Raw genomic sequence first — 13,398 nt, 5'->3', positions numbered from 1 at the left:
GGCCGGTTCGAGCCGCATCCGGCCCTCGCCCCACGCCCGTACCGCGACGTCGATCCCGACAACGGACGACCGCATGCCCATCGACCGCAGCACCGGATCCGTCTGGGAGTGCCTCGAGCCCCTGCTCACGCAGGTGAGGAAGCCCGCGCGCTACGTCGGCGGCGAGACGAACATCGTGGTGAAGGAGCACGGGGAGGTCGACAGCGCCTGGCTGCTGGTCTATCCCGACACCTACGAGGTCGGACAGCCGAACCAGGGCATCCAGATCCTCTACGAGGTCCTCAACGAACGGCCGCGCACCCTCGCCGAGCGTGGATTCGCACCGTGGGGGGACATGGAAGCGGTGATGCGGGCTCACGGCCTCCCCTTCTTCAGCGTCGAGACGCATCGCCCCCCGCAGGCGTTCGACGTGCTCGGGTTCAGCCTCGCGACCGAGGTCGGCTACACGAACCTGCTCAACATCCTCGACCTCGGCGGCGTGACGCGTCACGCGACCGCACGGGCCGACGACGAGCCGCTCGTCATCGCCGGTGGGCACGCGGTGTTCAACCCGGAGCCGCTCGCGTCGTTCCTGGACCTCGCGATCGCCGGCGACGGTGAGGAGGTCGCGCGTGAGCTCGACGGCCTCGTTCAGGAGTGGCGCAGCGCCGGCGACTGGTCGCGCGAGCACCTGCTCGGTCGCGCCGCGCGGATCGAGGGCGTCTACGTGCCGCGGTTCTACGAGCCGCGCTACGGCCCCGACGGGCGACTCGAGGCCACCGAGCCCGTGCGCGCCGATGCGCGCCGCGCGGTCCCCAAGCGCACGCTCTCCGACCTCGACGAGTGGCCGTACCCCAAGAAGCAGCTCGTGCCGCTCACCGAGACGGTGCACGAGCGCTACTCGGTGGAGATCTTCCGCGGTTGCACGCGCGGCTGCCGGTTCTGCCAGGCCGGGATGATCACGCGCCCGGTGCGCGAGCGGTCCCGCGAGACGATCAAGGAGATGGTCTCCGAAGGGCTGGAGAACTCCGGGCTCGAGGAGGTCGGGCTGCTCTCCCTGTCCTCGGCTGACCACTCCGACATCCGTGGCCTCTGCGGCGACCTGGGCGACCAGTACGAGGGCACGAACACGAGCCTCTCGCTGCCCTCCACCCGCGTCGACGCGTTCAACGTCGAGCTCGCCGACGAGCTCACCCGCAACGGTCGCCGCACCGGGCTCACGTTCGCGCCCGAGGCCGGAACCGAGCGGATGCGCAAGGTCATCAACAAGACCGCGAGCGAACAGGACATGCTGCAGGCCGCCGAGACCGCGTTCGCGAACGGCTGGCGGCACATCAAGCTGTATTTCATGATCGGTCTGCCCACCGAGACCGACGAGGACGTGCTCGGGATCGCCGAGCTCGGGCTCAAGGTCCTCGCCCTCGGCAAGCGGCACGGCCGCAAGAACAAGGTGACGGTGTCGGTCGGGGGGTTCATCCCGAAACCGCACACGCCGTTCCAGTGGTGCGCCCAGGACCCGCCCGAGGAGATCAAGCGCAAGATCGGGCTCATCAAGGAGCGCGTCGCGGCCGACCGGAACCTGAACCTGCGCTATCACGACCCCGAGCCCGGCGTCGTCGAGGGGCTCCTGTCCCGGGGCGACCGACGGGTCGCCGCCGCCGTCGAGCGCGCCTTCGAGCTGGGCGCGCGCTTCGACGGGTGGGCCGAGGTGTTCGACCCCGACCGGTGGCGGCGGGCCTGCGCGGACACCGGCGTCGATCTCGACTGGTACCTGTACCGTGACCGGGACGAGGGCGAGGGCCTGCCCTGGGACCACATGGACAGCGGCCTCGACAAGTCGTGGCTGTGGGAGGACTACCAGGATTCGCTGCACGCGCGCGAACTCGACGATTGTCGCTGGATCCCCTGCTACGACTGCGGGGTCTGTCCCGGACTCGACATCGACCACCAGACCGGCTACGCCCAGGGCGACACGCTGGGTCTCCTCCCGATTGTCCGTGCGGGTACGGGTTAGGTACGCCAAGACCGGCAAGGTCCGGTTCGTCTCGGCGATCGACCTCGGGCGGATATGGGAGCGAGCGCTGCGCAAGGCCCGGTTGCCCGTCGCGTATTCCGAGGGCTTCAGCCCGCACCCGCAGGTAAGATTCCCGGATGCGCTACCGCTCGGCTACGGCTCGATCGCCGAGTACGCCGAGCTGGAGTTCGCCGACTCGTTTCCGATCGAGCCGGCGCTCAAGGAACTGAACGCGGCCTTCCCGGAAGGGATCGAGGTCCGTGCCGGGGTGGAGGTCGTCGAGGGTGCACCCCGACTCTCGAAGTGGTTGCGCGCCTCGGCGTGGGACCTCGCCTACCCCGGCGATGGCGCCGCGGCACTGGAGGAGGCCGTCGCACGCATCCTCGACGCCGAGAGGGTGCTCGTGCCCCGCGACAAGAAGGGCGAGGTGACCGAGGTCGACCTGAGGCCCGCTCTGAACAACCTGGTAGCGCGTTCCCTCGCGCTATCCGAGACCGTGCTGCCGCCTGATCCCGATATCGGTGATGCGCACGGCGTTGTCGAAGCGGGTGGGGCGACTCTCGCCGAGCCCACCGAGGATCTGTCCGCGGCGTCCCAGGAGGACGCCACCAGCGCGCGGGTTCGTGCGCTGGTCCACCATGTCGAGCCCCCGATGCGTCCCAGCGAGGTGCACGCCGCGCTCGCGGCTCACTGCCCGCACCCCTGGCGGGACGCGCTCGAACCCGGCCGTGTGACCCGCGTGGCGCAGGGCGAGTTCGTCGACGAGGGGCTCCGCGAAGCGATCGGCGGCACGATCGTGCCGCCGCGACCGGAGGCTGTTCATCGTGAGTGATCATTCCGACGACTCGGCGGCGAGCACCGCCGGGCCAGACGACCACACCGATCCCGAGGACCATTACCAGCAGAGCAAGAGTCAGAGTTCCGACACGGACCCACCCGAGGGTGGCGAGGAGCCACCCGGCGACCGGACCGACGCCGACGACGGGCAACAGCGCGTGCGCGTGCGGACACGGACCCGCCGCCGGGCGAGGGAACGCGACGAGCCTGACGCGAGCCCACGGCCAGCGGACTCGTCGGAGCAGGGCGCGACACGCGACGCCTCCGAGCAGGGCGCGACACGCGGCGCCTCCGACGATGCCTCGACCGCTGTGAACGATGCCGAGGTCGGGGATTCCGGCGGGCAGGCTTCCGCCCGGGGTTCCCCCGATCGCCCTGACGCAGCCAGCGACGGGACCGACGCAGCCAGCGACGGGACCGACGCAGCGAGCGACGGGACCGACACAGCGAGCGACGAGACCGATGCCGGGTCGGGTGACGGGCCCGCCAAGCAGGTCAAGCGACGCCGCGGCAGCCGCGGTGGGCGCGGTCGGCGGGGTGGACGTGGCCGGCGCGGTGGTTCGGGCAGTAGCTCGGGCAGCGGCTCAGGCACCGGGGCGGCCGGCACCACGGACGCCGGGGAGTCGACCGAGGCCGACGCCTCCGGGGATGCGGTCGCAGCCGAGACCGACGCCTCCGGGGACGAGGCCGTCGCCGAGTCCGAGGTCCCGGAGGCGCCTCACGCCAAGGACGTCGACGGTGACGGTGCCGAGGCTTCCACCCCACTGCAGTCGAAGCGGCGGAGCAGCGCGCGCTCTTCCGGGCGTGGCCGTGGGCGCCGCCCCACGACGCGCATGTCGGAGGAGGCCCGCCGCACGATCGCGGAGGGTCCGCCGCGCCGCATGCTCGTCGAGACGGGCACGAAGCGCACCCAGATCGCCGTGCTCGAGGAGCGTGATCTCGTCGAGCATTACGTCACCGACCGTGACGACACGAGCTACGTGGGCAACATCTACAAGGGCCGGGTACAGAACGTCCTGCCCGGGATGGAGGCCGCGTTCATCGACATCGGCAAGGGCCGCAACGGCGTGCTCTACGCGGGGGAGGTCAACTACGACGAGGCCGACCTCGACGGCGAGGTCCCGCGGATCGAGCAGACCCTGAAGCCCGGCCAGCCGGTGCTGGTGCAGGTGACCAAGGATCCGATGGGCTCCAAGGGCGCACGGCTGACGCAGAGCCTCTCGATCGCCGGGCGGTTCTGCGTGCTCGCGCCGGGCGAGGGCATGCTCGGGATCAGCCGCAAGCTGCCCGACGACGAACGGGAGCGGTTGCGGGGGATTCTGGAGTCCGTGCGCCCCGAGGGCTTCGGACTGATCGTGCGGACCGCCGCCGAGGGCGCGACCCACGAGCAGCTCGAGGCGGACGTGACGCGTCTGGTCGAGAAGTGGCGGATCGTCCAGGACCGCGCCGACAAGGTCAAGCCACTCGAGCCGGTCTACGAGGAGCCCGGCCTGGTCATCCGCGTCATCCGCGACATCTTCGGTCCTGAGTACACCGAGTTGGTCGTCGACGACCGCGAGCTCGCCGAGCAGGTCCGGACGTACCTGGCCGACGTCAGCCCGGAGCACGTGGACAAGGTCCGCGTCGAGGAGCCCGACGACGGACTGTTCGAGGCCTACCAGGTCACCACCCAGATTCGTCGCGCGCTCGAGAAGAAGGTGTGGCTGAAGTCCGGCGGCTACCTCATCATCGAGAAGACCGAGGCGATGTGGGTTATCGACGTGAACACCGGCAAGTTCGTCGGGAAGTCGAACCTCGAGGAAACGGTGCTGCGCAACAACCTCGAGGCCGCCGAGGAGATCGCCCGCCAGCTGCGGCTGCGGGACATGGGCGGGATCATCGTCATCGACTTCGTCGACATGCTCGTGCCCGCCAACCGCGACGAGGTGCTCAAGCGCTTCAAGCGCGCGCTGGCACGAGACAAGACCAAGTCCCGCGTGATGGAGATCTCCAAGCTCGGCCTCGTGCAGATGACCCGCAAGAACGTCAGCCAGGGCCTCACCGAGTCGTTCACCGTCGAATGTGACTGCTGTGACGGCCGGGGTGCCCAGATCGTCGATCTCGGGTGAGGTGATCCCGCTGTCTCGCCACATTGACGTCGTGAACTCGACAACATAGTCTTAGCGGTCGGTGCGCTGCGCGCCCGTGTGCATTCATGCCCGCGGCGTGGACCGTGCCGCACCACTCTCACTACCCGCCGCGAACCCGCTCGCGCAGCCGCGCCCGGGCCGCTGGTGGACCGTGCGACGCCGCCGGCGCCGCGCGCGGCAGGAAAGCGACGCAGCCGCCCCGCAGGGACCGAGGAGACGCGCCCGATGTACGCCGTGATCCAGACCGGTGGCAAGCAGTACCGGGTTCAGGAGGGTGACACCCTCGACGTCGAGCGGATCGACGTGGGCCCCGACGAGACGGTGTCACTCACCCCGGTCATGGTCGTGGGCGATGGGGGCGCGGTCGCCGCGACCCCGGACCAGCTGCGCGGGGCCGAGGTCGAGGCGACGGTGGTGGAGCAGATCAAGGGACCGAAGATCACGGTCCAGACCTACCGCAACAAGACCGGGAACCGGCGCAAGCTGGGCCACCGGCAGCACATCACGCGAGTCCGCGTCGACCGGATCGCCGGCTGACCCGGTCGCGCGGCGGCCGAGGGCCCGCGGGCGACGGAGACCCCGCTGACTGATTGAGGAGCGAAGAGCGATGGCCACCAAGAAGGGCGGCGGCTCGACCGACAACGGGCGCGATTCGAACGCGAAGCGGCTCGGGGTCAAGCGCTTCGGCGGACAAGACGTGAACGCCGGGACGATCATCGTGCGCCAGCGCGGCACGCGCATCCACCCCGGTCGCAACGTCGGGCGTGGCAGGGACGACACGCTGTTCGCGCTCGCCGGCGGGACCGTGTCCTTCCGCGACTCGGGCAAGCGCAAGTTCGCCGAGGTCCTGACCGAGTAGCAGCGCCGACGTCCCCGGCAGGGGACACGTGCGAGTCATGATGATGCCCGGGCGCACGCCGCCCGGGCATCAGGGCGTTCGCGGGGGGATCTTCCGTGCGCGACGGACCCGCGGCAAAGGTTCCCAGCCACCGGGCGGCACGAGCGAGGGTCCTACCCGCGCGAGGGACCCGGGCCCTCGCGCAGGACCGGACGCCTGCTGGCCGGAGCGAGGCGCGCGCCAGAGGCAGCGAGGTGCGCGCGAGAGGCACGTGAGGCGCGCGCCAGAGGCAGCGAGGTGCGCGCGAGAGGCACGTGAGGCGCGCAGCAGAGGCAGCGAGGCGCGCACCAGAGGTAGTGAGGCGCGCACCGCGACGCGACCGCCGAGTGTGGGGCCCGCCGCGCTCGGTGGATAGGGTGAGAACGATGTTCGTCGACGAGGTGACGGTCCACGCTGCCGGAGGGCGCGGTGGCAGCGGCGTCACATCGTTCCTGCGGCAGGCGTACGAGCCGAAGGGTCCTCCTGACGGAGGCGACGGGGGACACGGCGGCTCGGTGCGGGCGCGCGCCACCGAGAACGTTCGTTCGCTCGTGGACTACCACCATCGGCCGCACCGACGTGCGGAACGGGGGCGCCACGGCCAGGGGGACCGCAAGCGCGGCGCCGACGGCGAGGATGTCGTGCTCGCCGTCCCGGTCGGCACCGTGGTGCGGGATCGGGACGACGGGGCGCTGTTGGGCGATCTTGTTCGACCCGGCGACGAGGTCGTGATCGCTCGTGGGGGTCGCGGGGGTCGGGGCAACGCGGCCTTTCGGACCCAGCGTCGGCGCAGTCCGGGCTTTCACGAACTCGGTGAGCCCGCCGAGGAGCGCAGCGTCGTCCTCGAGCTCAAGCTCGTAGTGGACGTCGCGCTCGTCGGCTATCCGAACGCCGGCAAGTCGTCGCTGATCGCCCGCCTGTCCGCCGCGAAGCCGAAGATCGCCGACTACCCCTTCACGACGCTCGTGCCGAACCTCGGGGTGGTGCGCACCGACCCCGTCGACATCGTCGTCGCCGATGTCCCCGGCCTCATCCCGGGCGCCAGCGACGGTCGCGGCCTCGGCCACGACTTCCTGCGCCACGTGGAGCGCGCCCGCGTCCTCGTCCACGTACTCGACTGCGCCAGCTGGGAGCAACGCGATCCGCGCGAGGATCTCGCCGCCCTCACAGGGGAACTGCGGGCGTACCGATCCGAGCTGCTCGACCGACCTGCCCTCGTGGCCCTGAACAAGGTGGACGCCGACCCGGAGACCGCCGAGATCGTGCGTCCCGATCTCGAGGAGGCCGGGTGGGAGGTCCTCGAGATCAGCGCCGTCACGGGACAGGGCACCGAGCAGCTCGCTCGCCGCATGGCCGAGCTCGTCGCCGCGAGCCCGTCCCAGGAGGCCGAGGTGGCCCCCGAGCCCCGGCCCGTGCTGCGGCCCACCTCGGCGCGGGACGATCTCGAGGTCGAGACCACCAAGGACGGCTTCCGCGTCGTCAGCCCGCGCGTGGACCGTTGGGTCGCGATGACCGATCTGGACAACGAGGAGGCCGTGGCTCACCTGCAGCAGCGTCTCGCCCGAGCCGGTGTCGAGCGCGCCCTGGTCGCGGCCGGGGCCCGGGCAGGCGATCCCGTCGAGATCGGCGGCATCGAGTTCGACTTCTCCCCCGAGCTCGCCGATCTGCCCGCCGACGAGCGTGCCGCTCTCGCCGCGGAGCTCGACGGGGACGCCTCTCTCGAGGATCCCGACGATCCCGACGGGGACGCCTCTCCCGACGATCCCGACGATCCCGGCGGGGACGCCTCTCTCGAGGAGCCCGAGGAGCCCGAGGAGCCCGACTATCCCGACGTGGGCGAGGAGCTGGAGTTCGGGGCTGTGACGGACGACGGCGACTCGGGGGCCGCGGGTCGGGGGCGGGCGTGAGCGGTGTGCGGTTCTCCCCGCCGACCCGTGCGGTCGTGAAGGTCGGCTCGTCGAGTCTGCGGACCGCCGAGGGGCGCCTCGACGCGGATCTCGCCACCCACCTGATCGATGCCGTGGCCGATCTTCGCGAGCGCGGCGTTCAGGTGGTGTTCGTGTCGTCGGGGGCGGTCGCGGCCGGTCTCGCGCCGCTCGGCCTGCGGCAGCGGCCGATCGATCTGCCGCGGCTGCAGGCTGCGGCCAGCGTCGGCCAGGGGCTGCTGGTGCACACGTACCAGCGGCGCCTCGCGGCCCGCGGTCTCGCTGGTGGGCAGGTCCTGCTCACGCCCGACGACGTCGTCGAGCGGGCCCGCTACCTGAACGCGCGGGGCACCCTCGAGACCTTGCTCGGCCTCGGCGCCATCCCGCTGGTCAACGAGAACGACACGATCGCGACCGAGGAGTTGCGCTTCGGCGACAACGACCGCCTCGCCGCGCTTGTGGCGAGCATGCTCGGCGCGCAGCTGCTCGTTCTGCTCACGGATGTGGACGGGTTCTACGAGGGCGGCGAGGTCGTGCCCCGGCTCACCGAGCTGAGTTCTGCGATCGCCCGGCACTCCCGCCGACCCGGGTCCGACGTCGGCAGCGGCGGGATCGCGAGCAAACTCGAGGCGGCCCGGATCGCGGCGTTCAGTGGCGCGCACTCGGTGATCGCGCACGCTCGCGCCGAGAACGTCGTGCATCGGACGGTCTTGGGCGAGGAGATCGGGACCTGGTGCCCGCCGTCCCGGCATCGGCCCGAGAGTCGGAAGCTGTGGATCGCGTTCGCGCGGACCCCGCGGGGCCGCATCGTCGTCGACAAGGGGGCAGCCAGGGCCCTCATCGAGCGCGGCTCGTCCCTGCTCGCCGTGGGGGTCGAGGAGGCCGAGGGAGCGTTCACGGTCGGGGACGCCGTCGACGTGGTCCACGACGGTCGGGTGCTCGGTCGCGGGCTGAGCGGGCTCGATCGCGAGACCGTGGAGCGGGTCCGCGGTCGCCCCACGGAGGACCTCGCCGAGGCGGGCGAGCCGACCCGTGCGGTCATCCACCGCGATTCGCTCGTCGTGCTCCCCCACGTGCCCTGAGCGGCCCGTTCGTGCTTCGACCGATCTGGGTCGTGCCCGGACTGACCCCCGGGTCGTGCCCTGACGGATCCGGGTCATGCCCTGACCATCCGGGCCGCTGGACCCGAACAGCGGTCGAGCTCAGCCGGGAGCGTCCGTGCGCTCGCCGTCCTCGGCCGTCGGGAAGGCCGGCGGCCGCGACACCGTCCGCCACAGGTCCTGGTCGGCCACCTGCAACACGAGCTGGTCGAGCATCCCGGGCTCGCACTCCAGCAGACGCCAGAGCTCGAGGCTGTTGCCGAGGTCGGAGTGCCAGCGTGCGAGGACCTCGTCATCGTCCCGGTCCAGTTCCACGAGCAGGGACCGCGCCGGACTCAGCTGGCGGGAGGTGATCTTGGCGATGAACTCCTCGCCCGACGCCGTCCACCCCATCCGGACGACGAAACTATCCGGGCTCGCGGCCTTGAGGGCGTTGGCGGCCTCCCGCAATCGAGCCACGAGCTGTTCGTGGCGCTCGGCGGCCGCCCGCTGGTAGGCCGCACGCTCCTCCTCGGCTCGGCGCTGAGCCTCCTGCTGGGCGCGGTCCATCTCCTGCTCGGCCTGGGCCCGCTCCTCGGCCAATTCGGCGTTGCGCGAGAGCTTCTCCCGCAGTGCCGCCTCGAAGTCGCTCACTCGGCTACTCCCATGGTCGTCTCCCGCACACGGTGCCCGCCCGCGACAGGGCTCATGCGGTCTCGTGCATCGGTGTCGGCACCTCCCGGTACCATGCCACGTGTGCGAGGTCGTGCAGGCTCGCGGCCGGTGCGGTCGCTGCCCAGAGGTCACGACCACCTCGCCGCGTCGGTACCCGTGCTGGCCCCGAGAGTGCTGGCTCGCTCCGAGGAGGAAGCTGTGTCCGGATCCGTTGCGCCTGCAGACCCCCCACGCGACGCCGAGCACGAGGGGCGCGTCCGTGGGGACCGTGACCCCGACGAGTCCGTGTCCGCAGCCGGCACCAGCGAGACCCTCGCCGTCTGCTCGGCCGCCAAGTCGTCCGGGCCCGCGATCGCGCGCGCGACGACGGCTCGCAAGAACGCGGCCCTCAACGCCATGGCCGACGCGCTCGACGCGCACCAGGACCGGGTGCTCGAGGCGAACGTCACCGACCTGGAGCAGGCTCGGGCCGAGGGGGTCTCGTCGGCCCTGCAGGATCGCCTGACCCTGACGCCCGAACGGCTCACCAAGGCCGCCGACGGCCTGCGTGAAGTCGTCGAGCTCGCCGACCCGGTGGGTGAGGTCCTGCGCGGGTGGCGTCTGCCGAACGGCCTCGAGGTGCGTCAGGTCCGGGTGCCGCTCGGTGTCGTCGCCATGGTCTACGAGGGGCGCCCCAACGTGACCGTCGACGCGGCGGGGCTGGCGATCAAGTCGGGCAACGCGTGCGTACTGCGCGGCTCGTCGAGCGCCATCCACTCCAACACCGCCCTCGCCGACCTGCTGCGCGAGGCCCTGGTCGAGCAGGGCTTCCCGCGCGACGTCGTGGGGCTGATCACCGACACCCGTCGCGAGTCCGTGCGCGAGCTCGCCCACGCCCGCGGCCTCGTCGACCTCCTGATCCCGCGCGGCGGTGCCGGGCTCATCCAGGCGGTCGTGACCGACAGCAGCGTCCCCGTCATCGAGACCGGCGTGGGCAACTGCCACGTCTACGTGGACAGCGGCGCCGAGCTGAGCAGGGCACGGCGCATCGTGGTCGACGCCAAGACCGACCGCCCGAGCGTCTGCAACGCTGCCGAGACCCTGCTGGTGCACCGCGACGTGGCGGAGGCCTTCCTCCCCGAGGCCGCCGCCGCGCTCGTCGCCGCCGGGGTCGAGCTACGAGGCGACTCGACGGCCCAGGCCATCGCCGAGATGAACGGTGCGACCCCGGAGGACTGGGACACCGAGTACCTCGACCTCGTGCTCGCCGTGCGCGTGGTCGACGGGCTCGACGACGCGATCAGCCACATCGCGGCGCACGGGACGAGCCACACCGAGGCGATCGTCACCGAGGACCGGGCCGCGGCACGCCGCTTCGTCGGTGAGGTCGACGCGGCCGCGGTCATGGTGAACGCCTCGACCCGCTTCACCGACGGGGGCGAGTTCGGTTTCGGCGCCGAGATCGGCATCTCGACCCAGCGGTTGCACGCCCGCGGCCCGATGGCCCTGCCCGAGCTCACGACCTCGAAGTATCTCGTCGACGGTGACGGGCAGGTGCGCGGGTGAGCGAGCTGGCTCACGCGCCGGTCGCCGAGGCCTTCACCGACCCGGCCGAGGCGGCCGCCAGGCTCGAGGAGGCGGGCTACCTCGCCGACGACGCGGCCAGCACCGTGGCCTACCTCGCGGACGCCCTCGGCAAGCCGATCCTCGCGGAGGGGCCGGCCGGGGTGGGCAAGACCGAACTCGCGCGGGCGGCCGCGATCGCCCGCGACGCGCGACTCGTCCGCCTGCAGTGCTACGAAGGGCTCGACGAGGCGAGTGCGCTCTACGAGTGGGACTACCGCAAGCAGCTCCTGGCTGTCCAGGCGCAGCCCGACCGGGACTGGGACGACGCGAGCGCCCACATCTACGGGGAGGCGTTCCTGCTCGAGCGCCCGCTGCTTCGGGCATTGCGATCCGACGAGCCGACCGTCCTGCTCATCGACGAGGTCGACAAGGTCGATGTCGACTTCGAGGCCCTCCTGCTCGAGATCCTCGACGACTACCAGGTGTCCGTGCCGGAGCTGGGCACCGTCACGGCACGGCGCCGACCCTACGTCGTGCTCACGTCGAACCGTACCCGCGAGCTGTCCGAGGCCCTCAAGCGGCGTTGCCTCTACCTGTCGCTGGACTATCCCGACCCCGAACGCGAGGCCGCGATCGTGCGGGCGCGTGTCCCCGACGCGACCGCGGCGCTCGCGGACCGGCTCGCCGCCGTCGTGCGGAGCCTGCGCGAGCTCGACCTGCGCAAGCCGCCGTCGATCGCCGAGACGATCGACTGGGCCCGGACGCTGCTCGCGATCGCCGAGGGCGAGGCCGACCCACAGCGCCTCGCGGCCACCGCCGGGGTCGTGCTCAAGCACGACGACGACCTCGAGGCCGGCGTCGCGCACCTGCGCGGGCAGTCGGCCTCCCGGGTGGGCGACGGGACCCCGAACCCTCGCGGTGTCGCGGGGCCACGCCCGCGATGACGGTCGGCACCGTGACCGGGGACCCCACTGGCCGCATCGATCCCGGCCAGCCCCTGGTGGAGCGCGTGCTCGGGCTCACCCGGGCGCTCCGCGCGGGCGGGGTTCCTGCGAGCACCAGCGACGGCATGGACGCGGTCCGTGCGCTCGCGTCGGTCGATCTGGCCGACCCGCGCCGGGTCCGCGAGGCGCTCGCGGCGACCCTGTGCAGCTCGGTGACCCACCGCCCGCTGTTCGACACGCTCTTCGACGTCCACTTCGCCGGGACCGCCGCCCCGCCCGAGGTCGACGCCCCGCGCGGGGCACCGGCGTTCGTCGCGGACCTCGCCGGCCGGGTCGCTCGCGGCGACGACGTGGCGGTCGCGGCGCTGGCTCGGGAAGCGGTCGGGGCGTTCGGACGTGTGCAGGGCCGTCACGGTCAGGAGGCCCACTACGCGTCGCGGGTGTTCGCGGAGGTCAATCTCGGAGGATTGCTGCGTCGGCTGCTGGATGCCCACGGCGACGACGAGGACGCGTTCGAGCGGCGGCTCGCGGAGGACGTCTACGTCGCGCGCCTGCGGCGATTCCGCGAGGAGGTCGAGGCCGACGCTCGTCGCCGCGAGGTCGCCCGCCGCGGGGCCGACGCCGTCGCACGGGGCGCCGTCTCGCCGCTTCCCGAGGACGTGGACCTCCTTCGGCTGTCGCCCGGCCAGGAGGCGGAGCTGCGGCGCGAAACGAGGGCGCTCGCTCGCCGGATCGCGACGCGCCTCGCCCGGCGTCGACGACGCGCCGCCGACGGGCGGCTGGATGCTCGCCGCACGCTGCGCCGCGCGGCCGGCACCGGCGGAGTGCCCGTCGCGCCGGCCTTCGCGGCGCGGCGGCGGACCCGTCCGCGGCTGGTCGTCCTCGCCGACGTGTCGGGCTCGATGGCCCGGTTCGCGCGCTTCACCCTGCTGCTCTGCCACGCCCTGTCCGACCAGTTCGCGGACGTGCGGAGCTTCGCGTTCGTCGACGCGCTCGACGAGGTCACGGATCTGCTCGCCGAGCCCGACCCCGTGGCCGCGATCGCCTCGCTCGACGCCTCTGCCCGAGTGGTGCGCCTGGACGGTCACAGCGACTACGGCGCGGCCCTCGAAGGGCTCGCCACCGGCTATCCGGACGCGGTCGGCCCGAGGACCACCCTGCTCGTCCTCGGCGACGCCCGCGGCAACTACCGGCCGAGCGGCGAGACCCGCCTCGCCGACCTCTGTCGTCGCGCTCGTCGTGCCGTCTGGTTGAACCCCGAGCCGGCCACCCAGTGGGGCACCGGGGACTCGTACGCCGCCCGCTACACCCGACACGTCGACCTCATGGCCGAGTGCCGGACGCTCCGCCAGCTCGAACGGCTCGTGCCCCGACTCGCATGAGCGCCACGGCCC

11 protein-coding genes are annotated in these 13,398 nt (G+C 72.1%); 10 read left to right on the top strand and 1 reads right to left on the bottom strand.

Translation table 11 applies throughout. The features are described 5' to 3' along the window. Positions 1-73: 73 nt before the first annotated feature. From ER308_RS03185 to proB, 7 genes are all read left to right on the top strand, one after another. Positions 74-1,993, top strand: coding sequence for a TIGR03960 family B12-binding radical SAM protein (locus tag ER308_RS03185; RefSeq protein ID WP_131153656.1), 1,920 nt, complete (start codon positions 74-76; stop codon positions 1,991-1,993). Continuing rightward, positions 1,977-2,825, top strand: a complete 849-nt coding sequence (locus tag ER308_RS03180) for a TIGR03936 family radical SAM-associated protein (protein ID WP_165491777.1) — start codon at positions 1,977-1,979, stop codon at positions 2,823-2,825. Before ER308_RS03185 ends, ER308_RS03180 begins: the two co-directional genes overlap by 17 nt. Then, positions 2,818-4,938: an Rne/Rng family ribonuclease gene (locus ER308_RS21330; RefSeq protein WP_165491776.1), complete on the top strand. Its 2,121-nt coding sequence runs from the start codon at positions 2,818-2,820 to the stop codon at positions 4,936-4,938. Before ER308_RS03180 ends, ER308_RS21330 begins: the two co-directional genes overlap by 8 nt. Before the next feature lie 246 nt (positions 4,939-5,184). Continuing rightward, on the top strand, positions 5,185-5,496 hold the full coding sequence (gene rplU, locus ER308_RS03165; protein WP_131153653.1) for a 50S ribosomal protein L21: 312 nt from the start codon (positions 5,185-5,187) through the stop codon (positions 5,494-5,496). 70 nt (positions 5,497-5,566) lie between these two features. Then, complete coding sequence (gene rpmA / locus ER308_RS03160; protein WP_131153652.1) at positions 5,567-5,818, top strand: 50S ribosomal protein L27; 252 nt, start codon at positions 5,567-5,569, stop codon at positions 5,816-5,818. A 404-nt stretch (positions 5,819-6,222) separates the two neighbouring features. Then, positions 6,223-7,743, top strand: a complete 1,521-nt coding sequence (gene obgE, locus ER308_RS03155; protein WP_131153651.1) for a GTPase ObgE — start codon at positions 6,223-6,225, stop codon at positions 7,741-7,743. Beyond that, a complete protein-coding gene (proB, locus tag ER308_RS03150) occupies positions 7,740-8,843 on the top strand; it encodes a glutamate 5-kinase (RefSeq protein WP_240731945.1) in 1,104 nt (367 codons plus the stop codon). Before obgE ends, proB begins: the two co-directional genes overlap by 4 nt. Positions 8,844-8,963: 120 nt before the next feature. Here proB and ER308_RS03145 read toward each other — a convergent pair whose 3' ends face one another. Further along, on the bottom strand, positions 8,964-9,494 hold the full coding sequence (locus ER308_RS03145) for a hypothetical protein (RefSeq protein ID WP_131153650.1): 531 nt from the start codon (positions 9,492-9,494) through the stop codon (positions 8,964-8,966). 306 nt (positions 9,495-9,800) lie between these two features. Here ER308_RS03145 and ER308_RS03140 point away from each other — a divergent pair, with 306 nt between their 5' ends. Genes ER308_RS03140 through ER308_RS03130 form a run of 3 tightly spaced genes read left to right on the top strand, consistent with a single transcriptional unit; the run spans position 9,801 to position 13,386 of the window. Beyond that, positions 9,801-11,060, top strand: a complete 1,260-nt coding sequence (locus tag ER308_RS03140; RefSeq protein WP_420826241.1) for a glutamate-5-semialdehyde dehydrogenase — start codon at positions 9,801-9,803, stop codon at positions 11,058-11,060. Next, on the top strand, positions 11,057-12,004 hold the full coding sequence (locus ER308_RS03135) for an AAA family ATPase (protein ID WP_205745872.1): 948 nt from the start codon (positions 11,057-11,059) through the stop codon (positions 12,002-12,004). The genes ER308_RS03140 and ER308_RS03135 overlap by 4 nt, the downstream gene beginning before the upstream one ends. After that, entirely contained in the window at positions 12,001-13,386 is a 1,386-nt protein-coding gene (locus tag ER308_RS03130; RefSeq protein WP_131153648.1) for a vWA domain-containing protein, read from the top strand. Before ER308_RS03135 ends, ER308_RS03130 begins: the two co-directional genes overlap by 4 nt. The last annotated feature ends 12 nt before the right edge of the window (positions 13,387-13,398 follow it).

It is taken from the genome of Egibacter rhizosphaerae (assembly GCF_004322855.1).
In the GTDB taxonomy this organism is placed as follows: domain Bacteria; phylum Actinomycetota; class Nitriliruptoria; order Euzebyales; family Egibacteraceae; genus Egibacter; species Egibacter rhizosphaerae.
This window is presented reverse-complemented; position numbering and strand designations above follow the sequence as displayed.